Annotated in this window: 16 protein-coding genes; 10 read left to right on the top strand and 6 right to left on the bottom strand. The window is 66.4% G+C overall.

Going from position 1 to position 17,241, the window contains the following annotated elements:
* Positions 1 to 66: 66 nt before the first annotated feature.
* Positions 67 to 819 carry a monofunctional biosynthetic peptidoglycan transglycosylase gene (gene mtgA, locus M2337_RS01915; protein WP_264571482.1) on the bottom strand — a complete coding sequence of 251 codons (753 nt, stop codon included), beginning with the start codon at positions 817 to 819 and terminating at the stop codon, positions 67 to 69.
* Positions 820 to 848: 29 nt separating this feature from the next.
* Positions 849 to 2,186 carry a dihydroorotase gene (locus M2337_RS01910; protein WP_264571481.1) on the bottom strand — a complete coding sequence of 446 codons (1,338 nt, stop codon included), beginning with the start codon at positions 2,184 to 2,186 and terminating at the stop codon, positions 849 to 851.
* A 49-nt stretch (positions 2,187 to 2,235) separates the two neighbouring features.
* On the opposite strand from M2337_RS01910, the gene M2337_RS01905 reads away from it, so the two are divergent.
* The 3 genes from M2337_RS01905 to M2337_RS01895 all read left to right on the top strand — a co-directional run bounded on the left by M2337_RS01905 (position 2,236) and on the right by M2337_RS01895 (position 4,040).
* Positions 2,236 to 3,012, top strand: a complete 777-nt coding sequence (locus tag M2337_RS01905; RefSeq protein WP_264571480.1) for a YgfZ/GcvT domain-containing protein — start codon at positions 2,236 to 2,238, stop codon at positions 3,010 to 3,012.
* A complete protein-coding gene (locus tag M2337_RS01900; RefSeq protein ID WP_264571479.1) occupies positions 3,009 to 3,755 on the top strand; it encodes a glutaminyl-peptide cyclotransferase in 747 nt (248 codons plus the stop codon). Before M2337_RS01905 ends, M2337_RS01900 begins: the two co-directional genes overlap by 4 nt.
* 102 nt (positions 3,756 to 3,857) lie before the next feature.
* Complete coding sequence (locus M2337_RS01895; protein WP_264571478.1) at positions 3,858 to 4,040, top strand: DUF2892 domain-containing protein; 183 nt, start codon at positions 3,858 to 3,860, stop codon at positions 4,038 to 4,040.
* Between the two features lie 141 nt (positions 4,041 to 4,181).
* On the opposite strand, the gene M2337_RS01890 is transcribed toward M2337_RS01895, so the two are convergent.
* The 3 genes from M2337_RS01890 to M2337_RS01880 form a co-directional block, all read right to left on the bottom strand.
* Positions 4,182 to 4,904, bottom strand: a complete 723-nt coding sequence (locus M2337_RS01890; protein WP_413716128.1) for a DsbA family protein — start codon at positions 4,902 to 4,904, stop codon at positions 4,182 to 4,184.
* 92 nt (positions 4,905 to 4,996) lie between these two features.
* Positions 4,997 to 6,421: a M48 family metalloprotease gene (locus tag M2337_RS01885; protein ID WP_264571476.1), complete on the bottom strand. Its 1,425-nt coding sequence runs from the start codon at positions 6,419 to 6,421 to the stop codon at positions 4,997 to 4,999.
* An 89-nt stretch (positions 6,422 to 6,510) separates the two neighbouring features.
* Positions 6,511 to 9,198: an Rne/Rng family ribonuclease gene (locus M2337_RS01880; protein ID WP_264571475.1), complete on the bottom strand. Its 2,688-nt coding sequence runs from the start codon at positions 9,196 to 9,198 to the stop codon at positions 6,511 to 6,513.
* Positions 9,199 to 9,710: 512 nt separating this feature from the next.
* Here M2337_RS01880 and M2337_RS01875 point away from each other — a divergent pair.
* The 5 genes from M2337_RS01875 (at position 9,711) to M2337_RS01855 (ending at position 15,870) form a co-directional block, all read left to right on the top strand.
* Positions 9,711 to 10,616 (top strand): N-acetylmuramoyl-L-alanine amidase, encoded by a 906-nt coding sequence (locus M2337_RS01875; RefSeq protein WP_319799451.1) that lies wholly within the window; start codon positions 9,711 to 9,713, stop codon positions 10,614 to 10,616.
* 71 nt (positions 10,617 to 10,687) lie between these two features.
* Positions 10,688 to 13,189, top strand: a complete 2,502-nt coding sequence (locus M2337_RS01870) for a penicillin-binding protein 1A (protein ID WP_264571474.1) — start codon at positions 10,688 to 10,690, stop codon at positions 13,187 to 13,189.
* Positions 13,190 to 13,312: 123 nt separating this feature from the next.
* Positions 13,313 to 13,864, top strand: a complete 552-nt coding sequence (locus M2337_RS01865; RefSeq protein ID WP_264571473.1) for a DUF2062 domain-containing protein — start codon at positions 13,313 to 13,315, stop codon at positions 13,862 to 13,864.
* Positions 13,865 to 13,984: 120 nt separating this feature from the next.
* The gene (prfB, locus tag M2337_RS01860; protein ID WP_181560842.1) at positions 13,985 to 15,112 is read left to right on the top strand and encodes a peptide chain release factor 2; all 1,128 of its coding nucleotides are present in this window, start codon (positions 13,985 to 13,987) and stop codon (positions 15,110 to 15,112) included.
* Complete coding sequence (locus M2337_RS01855; RefSeq protein WP_264571472.1) at positions 15,112 to 15,870, top strand: class I SAM-dependent methyltransferase; 759 nt, start codon at positions 15,112 to 15,114, stop codon at positions 15,868 to 15,870. The genes prfB and M2337_RS01855 overlap by 1 nt, the downstream gene beginning before the upstream one ends.
* A 12-nt stretch (positions 15,871 to 15,882) precedes the next feature.
* Here M2337_RS01855 and M2337_RS01850 read toward each other — a convergent pair whose 3' ends face one another.
* Entirely contained in the window at positions 15,883 to 16,554 is a 672-nt protein-coding gene (locus M2337_RS01850; RefSeq protein ID WP_264571471.1) for a helix-turn-helix transcriptional regulator, read from the bottom strand.
* 102 nt (positions 16,555 to 16,656) lie between these two features.
* Here M2337_RS01850 and M2337_RS01845 point away from each other — a divergent pair, with 102 nt between their 5' ends.
* Positions 16,657 to 16,842, top strand: coding sequence for a hypothetical protein (locus M2337_RS01845; protein WP_264572316.1), 186 nt, complete (start codon positions 16,657 to 16,659; stop codon positions 16,840 to 16,842).
* A gap of 8 nt (positions 16,843 to 16,850) precedes the next feature.
* The gene (locus M2337_RS01840) at positions 16,851 to 17,234 is read left to right on the top strand and encodes a hypothetical protein (RefSeq protein WP_264571470.1); all 384 of its coding nucleotides are present in this window, start codon (positions 16,851 to 16,853) and stop codon (positions 17,232 to 17,234) included.
* The last annotated feature ends 7 nt before the right edge of the window (positions 17,235 to 17,241 follow it).

The following is a 17,241-nucleotide window of genomic DNA, read 5'->3' as shown; positions in this document are numbered from 1 at the left end:
GCGATGCCTCCGCCCTTTTTGTTGGGCTGCTTATTTGCTCTTTGTGCGGGAACTGCGTCTGCCCGCTCAGTTCAGATCCAGGCAGGCATCCAGTCCGTCGGCTTTCACATGGCCGATCCAGCGGGCGATGTTGTTGCCGTGGCGGCGGGTGAAGCCGGTGGGGGCGATGGCGCCGCGCTTTTTGGGCAGGGGGAGGACGGCGGCGATGCGGGCGGCCTCGGTGCGGCTCATCCTGTCTGCGCCATGGTTGAAGTAGCGGATTGCGCCGGCCTGCACGCCGTAGGTGCCGATGCCCGTCTCGGCGACGTTGAGATAGACTTCCATGATCCGGCGCTTGCCCCAGATCGCCTCGATCAGCACCGTGTACCAGGCTTCCAGTCCTTTGCGGAAGAAGCCGCCGCCCTGCCAGAGAAACACATTCTTGGCGGTCTGCTGGCTGATCGTGGAGCCGCCGCGAATGCGCCCGCCGCGTGCGTTCTGTTGCATGGCCTGCCGGATGGCATCGGTGTCGAAGCCGTGATGCTGGCAGAATTTGGCGTCCTCGCCCGCAATGGCGGCACGCGGCATGTCCGGATCGATGTCCGACAGCGGCGTCCAGTCCTTGGTGATGCCGTTCTTGTCCATCAGCATGGTGATCGTCACCGGCACCGGCACGACTTTATAGACCAGCACCTGCAGCAACGAGATGCCGATGAAGGCGAGGATGAGCATCAGCAGCCAGCGGAACAGCTTGCCCGGCAGGCTGGTGGGATTGCCGGGAAAGCGCAGGCCCTTGCGCCGGGGCGCCTTGCGTCTCGTGGTGCTCCGCGTTGTCGCCATCGCCCCGCCTTCCCCCTTTTGCCTTCGCCTCAGTGGCCGGGGAACTCGGTCGCCTCGAAGCGCACCGGTTCGCCCACCGCCTCATTGGCGAGCTGGTTGTCCCACATCACCCGATGGCCGCGCACGATGGTGCCGACCGGTCGGCCGGTCACGCTCATGCCCTCGAACGGCGACCAGCCGCAGCGCGAGGCCATCCAGTCCGCGCCCATCGTCCAGCGCGCCTTGAGGTCGACCACGGTGAAGTCGGCATCATAGCCCGTCGCGATGCGGCCCTTGCCGACCAGACCGAAAATGCGCTGCGGCCCGGCGCTGGTCAGATCGATAAAGCGCTGGAGCGTCAGGCGGCCGTTTGCGACATGATCGAGGAGCAGCGGCACTAAAGTCTGCACGCCGGGCATGCCGCTCGGGCTGGCCGGGTAGGTCTTGGCCTTCTCTTCCTTGGTGTGCGGCGCATGGTCGGAGCCGAGCACATCGGGCACGCCCTGGCCGACCCAGTGCCACAGTCCCTCGCGGTGCGCGGCGCTGCGGATTGGCGGATTCATCTGCGCATAGGTGCCGAGGCGCGGATAGGCATCCTCGCCGGCCAGCGTGAGGTGCTGGGGCGTCACCTCGCACGTCGCGACGTCCTTGTGCTGGCTCAGAAATTCCAGTTCGGCCGGCGTGGTGACATGCAGTACATGGATGCGGCGCCCGGCTTCGCGCGCCAGCTTCACGATGCGGCGGGTGGCCATCATCGCGCTTTCATCGTCGCGCCAGACCGGGTGGCTGGCCGGATCGCCCTCGATCCGCTCATCTTTGCGCGCATTCATCCGCGCCTCGTCCTCGCAATGCACGGCGACGCGGCGGCGGCCATGGGCGAGCACCCGCGCGAGGGCCTCGTCCTCGGCGACGAGCAGGCTGCCGGTGGAAGCGCCCATGAAAATCTTGACGCCCGCCGTGCCCGGAATGCGCTCCAGCTCGCCGAGTTGCTCGGCATTGTCGCCGGTGGCGCCCACATAAAAGGCATGGTCGCACCACATGCGGTGATGGGCGCGCTTGAGTTTGTCGGCCACGCGCTCGGCGGTGTCCGTGTTCGGATTGGTGTTCGGCATCTCGAACACGGCGGTGACGCCGCCCAGCACCGCGGCCCGGCTGCCCGATTCGAGATCTTCCTTATGCTCCAGCCCGGGTTCGCGGAAATGCACCTGGCTGTCGATCACGCCCGGCAGCACATCAAGGCCGGTACAGTCGATCGTTTCCCCCGCATCGCCAAGGCTGGTGCCGATCGCGGCGATCCTGCCGGCATTGACGCCCACGTCCACGCGTGCGGGGCCGCTCGGGAGGTGGACGGTGCCGCCCTTCAGCAGCAGGTCGAATGTCTGGGCCATCGCGCGAACCTCTCTTGGCTTGGTGCTCCTCTCCCCCTACCTAAAGCGCATGTCCGCCACCACCCCCCTTGCCACGCCGCCCCTCGCCACCACGCTGCGCGATCGGGCCATTCTTCGTGTCGGCGGAGCAGAGGCGCGGCCGTTCCTGCAAGGCCTGCTCACGCAGGACGTGCTGAGCCTGCAGCCGGGCGCGCCGCGTTATGCCGGACTGCTCACGCCGCAGGGCAAGGCGCTCTACGATATGCTGCTCTGGGCCGATCCGGCGGGCGGCGAGGACGTGCTGATTGATTGCGAGGCATCGCGTGTCGAGGCGCTGGCCCGCAGGCTGACGCTGTACCGGCTGCGCCGCCCCGTCACCATCGGCATCGAGGAAGGGCTTGCCGCGCACTGGTCCGCCGATCCGGTCGATGGCGCATCCACCGACCCCCGCCTCGCGGCACTGGGCTGGCGCTGGCTGGCCCCAGCGGGGGAGGACGACGCTTCGGACATGTATCGCGCGCATCGGCTGGCCCAAGGCGTGCCGGAAGGCGTGGCGGAGCTGGGCGACGACAAGACGCTCTGGCTGGAGTGCAACGCGGAAGAGCTGCACGGCGTGGATTATGGCAAGGGCTGCTATGTCGGGCAGGAGAATACCGCGCGGATGCACTATCGCAACAAGGTGAACCGGCGGCTCGTGGTGGTGCCGCTTGACCGGTCCGACCCGGCCCGGCTGCGCATTGCCTATCCGGCTTTGGGGCTCGCGGTGGATCATCGTCCGGTCGATTCGCTCGAGGGGATCACGCTGCCGGACTGGCAGGCCGACGCGCTCGCGGAAGACGCCGAATGAAGCGGCTATTGGTCGCGATCTTCGTCCTCGTCTTCAGCGCGGGGCCCGCGCAGGCGGAGATCAAATGGGAGATCGTGCGCGAACTGCCGCATGATACCCGCGCCTTCACCCAGGGCCTCACCATCCATGGCGAGCTGATCTACGAAACCACCGGGCAGGTCGGCGAGTCAGATGTGCGGATCATGCGGCTGAGTGACGGCAAGATCCTGCAGCGGCGGCCCATGCGCGCCGATGTGTTCGGCGAGGGCAGCACAATCTGGGGCGACCGGATCGTGAGCATCACCTGGAAGGACGAGACCGGCTTCGTCTGGAACCGCAAGGATTTGAAGCCGATCGGCTCGTTCGGCTACACGGGCGAGGGCTGGGGCCTCACTCATGATGGCCACGCGCTGATCATGAGCGATGGCACGCCGGACCTGCGCTTTCTCGATCCCGAGAGCTACAAGGAGCAGCGCCGCGTCACCGTCACATGGGAAGGCGAGCCTGTGCGCTTTCTCAACGAGCTGGAGCAGGTCGGCGACGTTCTCTACGCGAACATCTGGTTCTCGCCGCTCATTGCCCGCATCGATCCGGCCACCGGCAAGATCGACGACTGGATCAACCTGCAACCGCTGGTGGCGAAGAATATGAGCGCGAGCGGCGAGGGCGTGCTGAACGGCATCGCGTGGGATGCCAAGGCGCAGCTTCTCTACGTCACCGGCAAGAACTGGCCCAAAATCTACGCGCTGCGCCTGCAGGACTGAGCCTGAACGACTGAGATCGCGCCTGTTTGATCTTCGTCAAGGTCAGGCGCCTGCGACCCGCCTAGCATCACCGTCAGATGAAATTGTGAGAGGGCTGTGGCCATGGCTGCGAACATCGGACGACTGGACCGGATTATCCGGATCCTGATTGGCCTCGGGCTGATCGCGCTCGTCTTTGTCGGCCCGCGAACGCCGTGGGGCTGGATCGGCCTGGTGCCGCTGCTCACCGCGTTCGTAAGCTTCTGCCCGCTCTACGCACTGATCGGAATCAGGACCAAGTCCTGACCGTCACTTTGCGCGCCTCTCGTCCCACCGTCCGGGCATTGGAGGCCAGTGCAAAGGGAGGCCCCCTCTTGGCAGCGGAGGGGGCCTCCAACGTCCGGCTTGGAGTCCTGAACGGCGCCGACCCAAGCCGTCTCTGGTCAATCAGCCCTTGGTGCGCGCCTTGTCCACGGCCGCCTGTAGCGTCTCGGTGCCGACCAGGCCGTTGAACACCTGATCGCCCACCACGAACAAAGGCGTGCCCTCGGCGCCGAGGGCCTGGGCGAGGCGGATGTTGCTCATGAACTCATCATCGCCGCCCTTGGCCGCAATGGCGGCCTTCGCCTTGTCGGCATCCAGCCCCGCCGTGCGCGCGGCCTTGAGGATGGCGTCCGAGGAGACGCCGCCGGCCGCGTACATCGCCTTGTGAAAGGCCATGAACTTGTTCTCGCTGGCGGCCAGCAGGCTGACCTTCGCCGCATTGGCACTGCCATCGGCAATGATCGGCAGTTCGCGATAGACCACGCGCAGATCGGGATTGGCCTTCACCAGTTCCTCGATATGCGGCAGCGCGGCGCGGCAATAGCCGCAGGCATAGTCCATGAACGCGACGAGGGTGACCTTGGGCTGGGCCGCGCCTTCCCATGCGCCCGGATAGGGCGTTTCCAGCGCGGACCGGTTCTGATCGACGGTGCCGGCGGTCTGCTTGGCTTTCAGCCGTTCCATCGCCTGCGGAATGATCTCGGGATGCTCGAGTATATAGTCACGCACCACCGATTCGATGGCGGCGCGGTCCGCCGTCGGCATGGCCGGGCTTTGATTGGTCGCAGCATAGGTCACCGCCGCGCCGCCGGCGAGCAGCGCAACGGCCATAGCCGGCATCACCATCCGCCCGCGCTTGCGCTCGCCGGTGCGGGTGCCCAGCGCGGACACGATCACCCCGGCTGCGCGGAACAGCGCGCCCGCGCCTGCCTTGTTCGTCATTTCTTTCGTGTCCTTTCCATGGCGGCGCGGCTGGCCATCGCAATGTCCTGCGCCCGCAGATAATCGGGTGAGTTGGGCTGGATGCCGGCCAGTGCCACATCGGCATGGCGCAGGGCGAGTGCGTCCTGCCCTTCCATCGAGTAGCGCTCGGCCGTGGCGAGCGCGGCGCGGGCGGTGTCGCCCTTGCGCTGATAGACGACGCCGAGCGAATACCAGGCGAACGGATTCTGCCGATCCCGCGCGACCGTGTTGCGCAGCACGCGCTCGGCCTCATCGAGATGGCTGTCATCCTCGGTCGCGACGAGGGCATGGCCGAGCATCGCGGCGATCAGCGGCTCGCCATTGGTGCGCTGCACGGCCTCGCGCAGCGACGGGATGGCATCGGCGGGCTTGCCGGATTCGAGCATGACCTGGCCCTGCAGCTCCAGAAAATACGGGTCATGCGGCGCGGCCTTGAGCAGGGTATCGACTTCCGCCAGCGCTTTCTCGGTGAAGGCGCTCTTATGATAGGCATAGGCCCGCGCATAATGGGCGGGCAGGCTCTGGTCCGAGGGCGGATAAAGCTTGAGGGTCTTTTCCGGCTCGCTGACGAAGCCGATCAGCTTGGCGCGCACACGCTGGAAGCGCGCTTCCAAGGCCGGGTCGGTTGGCTTGTTCCAGGCCGGATCATTCTCATACAGCGCCGTCAGGGCCGAGATGCGGTCGCGCGAGAGCGGGTGGGTGCGGACATAGGTGTCCTGCGGCACATACAGCCGATATTCGAGATTCTGCAGCTTCTGGAAGAAGGCGATGCTGCCCTTGCCGCTGATGCCGGCGGCCTTGAGATAGCGCGCGCCGGCGGCGTCCGCGCTCGATTCCTGCGTGCGGGTGAAGGTGAGGAAGCGGCCCATGGCGGCCTGTTGACCCGCCGCCATGATGCCCATGCCGGCCTCGCCCCCGCCCGCTGCCATCGCCGCCGCACCGAGCAGCAGCGAGACGAGCTGGATGCCGGTCGCTTCCCGCGCGCCATCGGCAAAGCGCACGATGTGGCCGCCCTCGATATGGCCGAGCTCGTGGGCCATCACGCCCTGCACCTGATTGAGGTCATCGGCTTCCGCGATCAGGCCGCTGTGGAACCAGACGATCTGTCCGCCCGCGACGAAGGCGTTGAGGCTGGGATCGTTGATCACCAGCATCTGCACATTGCGCTCATCGAGCCCGGCTGCCCGGATGATCGGGACGGAGGCATCGCGCATCAGCGCTTCGGTTTCGGCATCGCGCAGGACGGACTGGGCCAACGCGGGCTGCGCGGCGAGCAGGCTCAGCAGCGCAAGAACGGCGAGAAGTCGGCCGATCAGCCAGGGCGCGGCAGTCACCTCGCGGGGATGACGGGGTTTGAGCTGGCCGGCAAGCTGCCGGGGAGGGGAGAGCGGCCGATCCATGACCGGCCCCTTAGCCCGGCGAGCCTGAACCCGGCATGACGGATCGGACGATCCATCATGCCGGTTCTCAGACCGCAGGGCGGTGTGCGTCACGCGCCGAACGTGCGCTGCCACCAGCCGCGACGGGGCGTTTCAGCGCTGTCGCCATCGGCTTGCGCCGACGCATCAGCGTCCGTTGCCGTGTCGGCGGCATCCGCGACCAGCGTCTCGCGCGCCTCGGTAGCTGCTTCGACGGTCTTGGGCTTGCGACGCGCGCGCGGCTTGGGGGCGGCCTTGGGCGCCTCTTCTGCCGCCTCGGTGCTTGCCTCAGCTTCGGGCTGGGCTTCACCCTCGGTCGCGGCGGGCGTTTCCGCAGCCTTGGTCGTCTTGCGACGCGTGCGGCGCTTGGGAGCCGGTGCCTCTTCGGCGGCCTCGGTCGGTGCTTCAGCAGCAGGCGCTTCGGCGGTCGGGGTCTCCGCCAGTTCGGGCGAGACTTCCACCGTCACGGCTTCATCCGTGGCTTCGGCAGCCTTGCGGGTGCGACGACGGCGCTTGGGCGCGGGCGCTTCTTCCGCTTGCTCAGCAGGCTCGGGCGATGCGGGCTCGGCCGTCTCCTGCATTGCCTCGGCTGCGTCGACCGATGCGACCGGCGCGGCGTCTGCTGCGTCGTCCGTCTCGCCTTCGCGGGCTTCGGCAACATTGTCTGCACCGTCGCTCTGTCCGCTCCGCCGGCGACGACCACCACGGCGACCACGGCGGCCGCGACGCGGTGCCTCATCAGACCCTTCGGCCTCGCTCGATTCGGGTGGGCCGGCTTCGGCCTGCTCGTCATCGCGCTCATCGGCATCGGCCTGCGCGTCATCATCCTCGTCGGACGCAGCACCATCGCTATCCTGCGGCGACTGGTCGTCCCGGTCACGCCGGCCACGGCGGCCGCGACGGCGGCGCTTGCGCTTGCGTCCCTCGCCACCTTCGTCGTCTGCGCGAGGCTGGCGCTCTTCAGCGACCTCTTCCTCTTCCTCGACGTCCTCGATCTCATCCTCTTCGCCTTCCACCTCTTCGGTGATGACGGGAGCATAGCTGACCTGCATGGTCGGGCGCGGGCCACTGGCCTCGACCGACATGCGAGCGCCCTCGATCTCACCATCGGGCAGGATGAGGATGGTCACGCCATAGCGGTTCTCGATCTCATCGAGTTCGCGGCGCTTGTTGTTGAGCACGTAGAAGGCCGCTTCCTGGCTGGCGCGCAGGGTGATCTGGCTGCCGCGACCGCGTGCGGCTTCCTCTTCCAGCATGCGCAGGGCCGAGAGGCCCGCCGACGATGCCGTGCGGACGAGACCGGTGCCTTCGCAATGCGGGCAGGGCCGGGTCGAGGCTTCCAGCACGCCGGTGCGCAGGCGCTGGCGGCTCATTTCCATGAGGCCGAAGCCGGAAATGCGGCCGACCTGGATGCGGGCGCGATCGTCCTTGAGCGCCTCCTTCATCGCCTTCTCGACCTTACGGATGTTGGAGTTGTGCTCCATGTCGATGAAGTCGATGACGACGAGGCCGGCCATGTCGCGCAGGCGCAGCTGGCGGGCGATCTCGCGCGCAGCTTCCAGATTGGTGGCCGTGGCGGTCTGCTCGATGCTGTGCTCGCGCGTCGAGCGGCCCGAGTTGATGTCGATCGACACCAGCGCCTCGGTCGGGTTGATCACCAGATAGCCGCCCGACTTGAGCTGGACGACCGGATTGTACATCGCGGCGAGCTGGTCCTCGACCCCGAAGCGCTGGAACAGCGAGACCGGATCGGCATATTGCTTCACGCGCCGGGCATGGCTCGGCATCAGCAGCTTCATGAAGTCCTTCGCCTGGCGATAGCCTTCATCGCCCTCGACGATCACTTCCTCGATATCGCGGTGGTAGATGTCGCGGATCGCGCGCTTGATGAGATCGCTGTCATTGTGGATCAGCTCCGGCGCGGCGGCCCTGAGCGTGTTCTCGCGAATCTCGTCCCACAGGCGGGCGAGATAGTCGAAGTCGCGCTTGATCTCGGTCTTGGTGCGCGAGAGGCCCGCCGTGCGCACGATGCAGCCCATGGTGTTGGGCAGCTTCATTTCGGCGATGATGGACTTCAACCGCTTGCGATCCGCACCGTTGCTGATCTTGCGCGAGATGCCGCCGCCGTGGCTGGTGTTGGGCATCAGCACGCAATAGCGGCCGGCGAGGCTGAGATAGGTGGTCAGCGCCGCACCCTTGTTGCCGCGCTCTTCCTTCACGATCTGGACGAGCAGCACCTGGCGGCGCTTGATGACGTCCTGAATCTTGTAGCGACGGCGCAGGGCCATGCGCTTGCGGCGCACTTCCTCGGCGGCCTGCTCATTGCCCTTGCCGTTCTGCTTGCGGGCCGGCGCTTCGCCTTCGCTCTCTTCGTCTTCGTCGAGATTGGGGCGCTCGACGACTTCTACGCCGTCCTCGCCATGATCATCCTCGTCATCGACATCGCCGCGCAGGGCGGCTTCTTCGGCAGCGTGCGCGGCTTCTTCAGCCAGCAGCGCCTCACGGTCCTCGCGGGGGATCTGGTAATAATCCGGGTGGATTTCCGAAAAGGCGAGGAAACCGTGGCGATTGCCACCGTAATCGACGAACGCCGCCTGTAGCGAGGGTTCGACTCTGGTAACCTTGGCGAGATAGATATTGCCCTTGAGCTGCTTGTGTTCAGCGCTCTCGAAATCAAACTCCTCGATCCGGTTCCCCGTTACGACCGCGACCCGGGTTTCTTCCCGGTGGCGCGCATCGATCAGCATACGCATTGTCATTAAAGTCTCTCCAGCCGGTCATCGCCATGCGCCGCAAGCGGGGATGGCGACCCGGTGTCATGTAGGGGGGCGCGCTCTTGCGTGTCGTGTCGACACGGCAGCGGCGCTGAAAACCCCGGTTTTCAAAAAAGGATTGCGTGTCTGTCGCCTGGGCATGTCCGCGTCCTGCGGATACCGGCTTGAACAGTGCTCGCGGCTGAAGGCCCGCTTTCGCGCGCTCCAAGCTCATCAAGCCATGCCCCATGCAACATCAACCTGTCGGATCGCCCAGAAGGCGATGATTAACCGGAAAAATCCCCACCGCGCGCCAGTCGGGCACAGCGGGTTGTCCGGGAGAACGAAGCGCTAGCAGGGCTTGCTCCGCAGAGCAACGTGGAAAAGCAGAAGGCCCCGCGCTGCCAGACCAAGCCAGGCCGCTTGCCAGCGCGGCGGCACCCTGCACGCAAGAGCCTTGCCGGCCGGTTAACTTTTGGCTGGCGCTGGCGGCGCATGGGCGGCAAAAGTCGCCTTCCATGGCCCTGTTGACCGCATTTTCTGCTCTTGTGCTGACCCTCGCCGCGCCGTCGGACGGTGGGCAGGTGCCTGTGGCTTCGGCCCCTGCGTCCGGCGCTGGCGACCTCACAAACCATATGAGCCGCCCGCCCAAGGGGCCGCGCCTTGTCGTGCGCATTCCGGATGCTGCGCCGGCCGTGCCCCTGCCGACCATCGAAGGGCCGAAAGACCCGCGTCGTCCGCTGGTGGTGATCGACGCCGGCCATGGCGGGCACGATCCCGGCGCCTACAATGCCAGCCTCGATATTCGCGAGAAGGATCTGACGCTGGCCATCGCTCAGGCCGTGCGGGACGAACTGCTCAAGACCGGCCGCATCCGCGTTGCGCTGACCCGGTCGGACGATCGCTTCCTCATCCTGCAGGAGCGCTACAGCATCGCGAGCAAGCTGGGCGCCGGGCTGTTTATTTCGATTCACGCGGACGCCGCGCAAGACGGGGAGGCGCGCGGCGCGACTGTCTACACCCTGTCCGACGTCGCGTCCGACCGCGAGGCGGCGCGGCTGGCGGCGCGCGAGAACCGCACGGATATCATCAATGGCGTCGACCTCTCGGGCGCCAGCACGGCGGTCAGCTCGATCCTGATCGATCTGACGCGGCGGGACACGATGGAATCCTCGGCGCGCTTTGCCGAAATCCTGCATCGCGAGGGGCTGCCGCATTTCCGCTTCCGCACGCCCTATCACCGCCAGGCCTCGTTGGTGGTGCTCAAATCGGCCGATACGCCCTCGGTGCTGCTGGAAACCGGCTATGTCAGCAACAATGCCGAGGCCGGCTGGATGGCGACGCGCGATGGGCGGTTGCAACTGGCCAAGGGCATTGCCGCCGCTGTCTCGGTCTATTTCGCGCGGCAATCGGTGCAACGCTGAATTCCAGATTTGCGCGCACCCTGCCGCAAAATCGGTTCCCTCACGCGGCAGAATTGGTCTAGGTGGCGCGCATGGAAGAAGCGACAAACGAAGCGACGAGCTTCCGGTTGCAGCGGGGCGGGCGTCTTGACGCCTTGCGCGCGCGCCTGCGCGACATGATGAAGCGGCGGCGCTGGCGCTGGCTGGCTTATGCGCTGCTGGCCTTCATTGGCGCGATTTTCCTCTTCTGGCTGCTGTTCGCGCGCGATCTGCCGGATGCGCGCACGCTGCTCGATTACCAGCCGCCGCTGCCGACGGTGGTGCGCGATATCGATGGCCAGCCCGTCTACAGCTTCGCCCGCGAGCGTCGCGTCCAGCTGCAATATTCCGATTTCCCGCCGATGCTGGTGAATGCCTATCTGGCTGCGGAAGACCGGACGTTCTTCAGTCATCACGGCCTGGATTATCCGGGGCTTGCCCGCGCCGCATTCCAGGGCCTGATGAGCGGGCAGACGCCGCGCGGCACCTCCACGATCACCCAGCAGGTCGCCAAGAACCTGCTAGTCGGCAATGAGGTGAGCTATACGCGCAAGCTCAAGGAAGCGATCCTCGCCTGGCGCATGGAAAGCGTGCTGACCAAGCAGCAGATCCTCGAACTTTACCTCAACCAGATCTTCCTTGGCCGCAACGCTTATGGCGTACAGGCCGCGGCGCGCGCCTATTTCGACAAGGATGTCGGCGATCTCAAGCTGCATGAGGCGGCCTATCTCGCGATCCTGCCCAAAGGGCCGGCGAACTATCGCCCGGAAGTGCACATGGATCGCGCGCTCGAACGGCGGAACTGGGTGCTGGGCGAGATGCTGCGCAACCGCTTCATCACGCAGGGCCAATATGAGGAAGCGCGTGCGCAGCCGCTGGGTGCGGTGCGGCAGCGCGGCAGCGGCTACAGTGCTGTGGGCGGCTATTATATCGAGGAAATCCGCCGGCGCCTGATCGCCGAGTTCGGGGAAGCCGCCGAGCATGGGCCCAACAGCGTTTATGCGGGCGGCCTGTGGGTGCGCTCGCCGCTCTCGCCCTTCATGCAGGAGCAGGCGGCACGGGCGCTGCGCGAGGGCCTGCTGCGCTATGATTCGGGCAAGGGCTGGTCCGGGCCGATCGCGAAGATCGACAATCTGGATCGCTGGGAAAGCGAGCTCGCCGCGTCCAATCTTGGCATTGATTATGCGGACTGGACCGTCGCGGTGGTGCTGGACAAGTCCGGCAGCAGCGCCTCGCTCGGCCTGCCCGGTGGCCAGACCGGCACATTGCCGCGCTCGTCGGCCCTGCTCGCGGACCGGCGCAATGGCCGGCCGACCTTCGATTCGCTCAAGCCCGGCGATGTCATCGCGGTGAAGCCCGAAGGCAATGCCTATGCGCTGCGCAACGTTCCGGGCGTCTCAGGCGGCTTCATGATCGAGGGCGTCCACACCGGCCGAGTCTTCGCCATGCAGGGCGGGTTCGATGCGCGCCTGTCTTCATACAACCGGGTGACGCAGGCGATGCGGCAGCCCGGCTCGACCATCAAGCCGTTCGTTTATGCCGCCGCGCTCGACAATGGCATGACGCCCGCCTCGATCATCGTCGATGGCCCCTTCTGCGTGTGGCAGGGCGCCAATCTCGGGCAGAAGTGCTTCCGCAACTTCTCCGGCGGGGGCGGTGGCGCGCAGACGATGCGCTGGGGCATCGAGCAATCGCGCAACCTGATGACGGTGCGCACGGCCGCGCAGACCGGCATGGACCGCGTCGTCCGCACCATCAAGGCGATGGGCATTGGCGATTACCAGCCCTATCTCGCCTTCGCGCTCGGCGCCGGCGAGACGACCGTCGAGAAGATGGTCAATGCCTATGCGATGCTCGCCAATCACGGCCGCCAGCTCACCCCCAAGGTGATGGATTATGTGCAGGACCGGAACGGCCAGGTGATCTGGCCGCGCAACTGGAAACCCTGCCAGGGCTGCAATGCCGATGACTGGAACGGCAAGGCCATGCCGCGCTTCGCCCATGGCGGGCGGCAGGCGATGAACCCGATGACCGCCTATCAGATGGTCCACATCACCGAAGGCGTGATCCAGCGCGGCACCGCGACCAGCCTGCGCGATCTGGACCGGCCGCTGTTCGGCAAGACCGGCACCACCAATGGCCCGACCAACGTCTGGTTCGTGGGCGGATCGCCGGACATCGTCGCCGGCGTCTATGTCGGCTTCGACCAGCCCCGCAACATGGGCGGCTATGCCCAGGGCGGCACACTGGCGGCGCCGATCTGGAAGTCGGCCATGGCGCCCATTCTCAAGGATATGCCCAAGACGCCGTTCGTGGCGCCGGCGGGCGTCCGCATGGTGCGGGTCGACCGGCGCAGCGGCAAGCGCGTCTACGGCGGCTGGCCGTCGGACGATCCGCGCACCGCGATCATCTGGGAAGCGTTCAAGCCGGAAACCGAGCCGCGCATTTCCATGCGGCGCGATGAGCTGGAAGAGCGCGCGCGCGAGGACAAGCCGGCCGCGGCCCGCCGCGATGTGAGCCGCGATTTCGCCGGGGAGCAGGGCGGCATCTATTGAGCCGCGGGCCCGGCGACCTATATCGCTTGTCTGGCCCGTTACTTGTCCCGTCCTTGTGCGCCGCGTTCACGCGATGCTCAGCCTTGATGGGTTAGACAGGTCGCCTGTCATGGAGGACCCGTCTTGAAGCGCTGGTTGATCGGCCGCCTGCCGACCCGCGAAAGCCTGCTGTCGAATCGGTGGATGAAGCCGTTCGCGCACCGGATCGCGCACCCGCTGCTGTGGCATTTCAACCGGCGGTCGACAGCGCGCGGGGTCGCGCTGGGTCTGTTCGCGGGCTTCCTGATTCCCTTCGGGCAGACGCCAGTTGCGGCCATGCTGGCATTTTCCGCACGGGCCAACATATTGACTGCCGCGTGCGCAACGCTGGTTACCAATCCGTTGACCTTTCCGCCCATTTATTTCGCGGCGTACAAGCTGGGGCATGGCGTGCTTGGCGACCGTCTCTCGGCAAGCGGCGACACGATGATTCGCTCCATTGGCGCGCGCGCGCTGGATTTTGCGGCGCCCACCGCGCTGGGGCTTCTGCTGTTCGCCATCGTGGCATCGATCCTGGGCTTTTGCCTCGTCCACCTCGGCTGGCGCGGCTGGGTGGCCCATCGTTGGCGGCAGCGCAGCCGCGCGCGGCAGGGCGATTCCGCCGCATCCGATCCGCCCGATCAGTCGTTGATCTGAGAGCAACTTTCCGCCCGCTGTGCCAAGGCCGGCCTTCTCGCCCCTTGACCGGGGGGAAGCGGCGTCGCATCGGGCTGCATTCGGCCCACCATCTGGCCACGGACTTGACGGAGATTTCTCATGCGTGCCGAAGCGCAGGCCCATGTCGACCACATTCAGGCAGCGCTGGATTTGCTGCGCCGGTTCCTCGACTGGGATCGCGCGCTGCGCCGCCTGGATGAGCTGAATGCGCGCGTGGAGGATCCGACCCTGTGGGATGACCCCAAGGCGGCGCAGGATGTCATGCGCGAGCGCCAGCGGCTCGACGCAGCCATCAACGCCACCCGCGCCATCGAATCCGAGATGAACGATACCGTCGAGCTGATCGACATGGCGGATGCCGAGGGCGACGAGGAGATGGCCAATGAGGGCATTGCCGGCCTCGCCGCGCTGGCCGAGCGGGCCGACCGCGACAAGGTGACGGCGCTGCTCTCCGGCGAGGCGGACGGCAACGACACCTATCTGGAAATCCATGCCGGCGCCGGCGGCACCGAGAGCCAGGACTGGGCCGAGATGCTGCTGCGCATGTACCAGCGCTGGGCGGAGAAGCGCGGCTACAAGGTCGAGATGATCGAATATCAGGCGGGTGAACAGGCCGGCATCAAGTCCGCCACGCTGCTGCTCAAGGGCGAGAATGCCTACGGCTATGCCAAGACAGAAAGCGGTGTGCATCGGCTGGTGCGGATCAGCCCCTATGATAGCTCCGCGCGGCGCCACACCTCGTTCAGCTCGGTCTGGGTCTATCCGGTGATCGACGACAATATCGAGATCGAGATCAAGGAAAGCGACCTCAAGATCGATACCTATCGCGCGTCCGGTGCGGGCGGCCAGCACGTTAACACCACCGATTCCGCGGTCCGCATCACTCACGTGCCCTCCGGCATCATCGTGGCGAGCCAGAACGACCGCTCCCAGCACAAGAACCGCGCCACCGCGATGAACATGCTCAAGGCGCGCCTCTACGAGGCGGAGTTGCAGAAGCGCGAGGCGGAAGCCAACACCGATTATCAGGCCAAGACCGAGATCGGCTGGGGCCACCAGATCCGCTCCTATGTGCTGCAGCCCTATCAGCTGGTGAAGGATCTGCGCACCGGCGTCACCTCCACCGCGCCGGATGACGTGCTGGACGGCGCGCTCGATCCGTTCATGGCGGCCGCGCTCAGCCAGAAGGTGACCGGGGAGAAGGTCGACGTCGAGGATGTCGACTGATGCTGCGCGGGCGGGATGCGCGGCGCTCAGCCGCGCTGGTCCTGCTGCTTGGCCCTGCCTTGCTCTCGGGCTGCGATTCGCTCGCGCCGGCGTCCAGTGGCCGGCCTGACACGGCCGAAGCCTTCCCCCGCGCCGACCGGCCGGTGGCGCCGATCATCTCGACGCGCTGGTCCACGGAAGAGGCGCGCGACCGGGTCAACGAGGCCGAGGAAATCATGGACCGCGCCGGCATCGCGCCCGGCATGACCGTGGCGGACATTGGCGCGGGCGAGGGCTATTACACCGTGCGGCTCGCCACACGCGTGGGGCCGAGGGGCCGCGTGCTCGGGCAGGACATCATCGCCGAGGTGATCGACCAGCTCGGCCAGCGCGTGACCCGCGAGAACCGGGACAATGTCAGCGTCAAGCTCGGCACGCCGGACGATCCGCGCCTGCCGGAGCACAGCTTCGACCGGGTGCTGATGGTGCACATGTATCATGAGATTGCCGAGCCCTACGCCTTTCTCTGGCGGCTCTATCCGGCGCTCAAGCCCGGCGGGCAGGTGGTGGTGGTCGATATCGACCGCCCGACCGAGCATCATGGCACGCCGCCGGCGCTGCTGCGCTGCGAGTTCGAGGCGATCGGCTTCCGCTTCGTCGGCATGGAAGGCCGGACAGCGGCGGGCGGCTATCTGGCGCGTTTCGAGCCCGGCGAACGCCGTGTCGAGCCGAGCGAAATCAGGCCGTGCCGGCTGGCGCGCCGTGGTCGCCCCGGATAGCCGGCGAGGCGATCAGCCCACCCGGCGCCCGGCCCAGATCACGCGACCGACGATATTGACGAGGGCGGGGTCGACATCCTCCCATGTGGGATAGAGCGGGTTGTCGCTGCGGATCGAGAAGAGCCCGCGGCGGGGCGCCAGCGCGACGCGCTTGACCATCAGCACATCATCCATGCGCAACACATAAATGCCGTCGCGAAGCCGATCGATGCCGTCGGCCCGATCGACCATGATGTCGTCGCCATCGCTGAGCGTGGGGGCCATCGATTCGCCATCCACGCGGATGATGGAGAGCTGATCGGGCTGGCCGCCCAGGGCTCTGAGCCAGCGCATGTCGAAGGCCAGCGCGCCAGCTGCCGCCTCATCCTCGACCAGCGCGCCGACACCGGCAGAAGCGCCGAGAGCGAGGCGAGGAACCGCGATGAGACCGCGCGGCAGGGGCGCGCTGTGTCTCATCGGGTTGGGCGTCAGTACTGAAGAGCCGCCGAGCAGCGCCTCCTCGACGCCGAAGAAGCGGGCGAGCAGCTGGCGATCGGCCTCGTCCAGCTTGCGGGGCGAGCCGCGCTTCACGAACTGCTGAATATAGGCCGGATTGCGACCGAGCAGGCGGGAAATGCTGCCATAGCTTTCCCCACGCTCCTGAATCAGCCGCTCTAGATTGGCTCTCGCATCGACGCTGTCCATTGCGGAACACTACACATAGGAATTTTCCTAGACAAGTAGGAAATAACTTTAGAACCTAGGGGTCTTCCTATTGTCGAGTCCAGTGAGGAGGTTCGGTTGGCGATGACGGTCCTGAGATCCATTGAGTTATTCCTGCGCCGTACAGGCATGGCGGCAACCCGTTTCGGTCGCGAATGCGTGCGCGATCCCCGTTTCGTGCATGATCTGCGCCGGGGGCGTGAACCCTCCGAACGCACGCGGCGCCGCGTAGAACATTTCATGAACATTTATGAAAAAGGTGCGCAATGAGAGCGCTTTTGAGATCCAGGCCGGCTCGTCTGGCGGGCACGGCCAGCCCCTTGCCTCGCAAGGCTGCCCCGCCCCGCAGCACGCGGCGCGATTGTCACGGTCGTCTGCTGGCGGCTCTGCAGGCGCTGGCCGGTCCGGACTGTGCTGTGGAGGATGGGGGACAGCGCCCCTGGTGCAGTGCGACGTTCATTGGGGCGCAGCATCGGATCGTGCTGCACCTCCCCGGTCCGGATGCGTGGGACAGGGCGACGGCGCTGACCAAGGCGTTGCCGGAAGCCGAGATCACTCTCGTCCATCACATCGTCGTCGATCTGGCGGTCGATTCCGTGATGGATGGGCAGGATGGCGGGGTGGAGATGGTGCTGGCGGTCCTCACGATCGAGGACTGGTGACTGGCGT

Origin of the sequence: Sphingobium sp. B2D3A (genome assembly GCF_025961795.1) — a bacterium.
Classification (GTDB): Bacteria; Pseudomonadota; Alphaproteobacteria; order Sphingomonadales; family Sphingomonadaceae; genus Sphingobium.
The sequence above is the reverse complement of the archived record's forward strand: the minus strand, read 5'-3'. Positions and strand labels throughout refer to the sequence as shown.

Bases quoted from the DNA above. Each gene is read 5' to 3' on its own strand.
- M2337_RS01900 (WP_264571479.1), top strand. From the start codon at position 3,009: ATGAAGCGGCTATTGGTCGCGATCTTCGTCCTCGTCTTCAGCGCGGGG.
- M2337_RS01880 (WP_264571475.1), bottom strand. From the start codon at position 9,198: ATGACAATGCGTATGCTGATCGATGCGCGCCACCGGGAAGAAACCCGG.
- prfB (WP_181560842.1), top strand. From the start codon at position 13,985: ATGCGTGCCGAAGCGCAGGCCCATGTCGACCACATTCAGGCAGCGCTG.
- M2337_RS01870 (WP_264571474.1), top strand. From the start codon at position 10,688: ATGGAAGAAGCGACAAACGAAGCGACGAGCTTCCGGTTGCAGCGGGGC.
- M2337_RS01890 (WP_413716128.1), bottom strand. From the start codon at position 4,904: ATGGTGATGCCGGCTATGGCCGTTGCGCTGCTCGCCGGCGGCGCGGCG.
- M2337_RS01845 (WP_264572316.1), top strand. From the start codon at position 16,657: ATGACGGTCCTGAGATCCATTGAGTTATTCCTGCGCCGTACAGGCATG.
- M2337_RS01885 (WP_264571476.1), bottom strand. From the start codon at position 6,421: ATGGATCGGCCGCTCTCCCCTCCCCGGCAGCTTGCCGGCCAGCTCAAA.
- mtgA (WP_264571482.1), bottom strand. From the start codon at position 819: ATGGCGACAACGCGGAGCACCACGAGACGCAAGGCGCCCCGGCGCAAG.
- M2337_RS01910 (WP_264571481.1), bottom strand. From the start codon at position 2,186: ATGGCCCAGACATTCGACCTGCTGCTGAAGGGCGGCACCGTCCACCTC.
- M2337_RS01855 (WP_264571472.1), top strand. From the start codon at position 15,112: ATGCTGCGCGGGCGGGATGCGCGGCGCTCAGCCGCGCTGGTCCTGCTG.
- M2337_RS01905 (WP_264571480.1), top strand. From the start codon at position 2,236: ATGTCCGCCACCACCCCCCTTGCCACGCCGCCCCTCGCCACCACGCTG.
- M2337_RS01875 (WP_319799451.1), top strand. From the start codon at position 9,711: ATGGCCCTGTTGACCGCATTTTCTGCTCTTGTGCTGACCCTCGCCGCG.
- M2337_RS01850 (WP_264571471.1), bottom strand. From the start codon at position 16,554: ATGGACAGCGTCGATGCGAGAGCCAATCTAGAGCGGCTGATTCAGGAG.
- M2337_RS01895 (WP_264571478.1), top strand. From the start codon at position 3,858: ATGGCTGCGAACATCGGACGACTGGACCGGATTATCCGGATCCTGATT.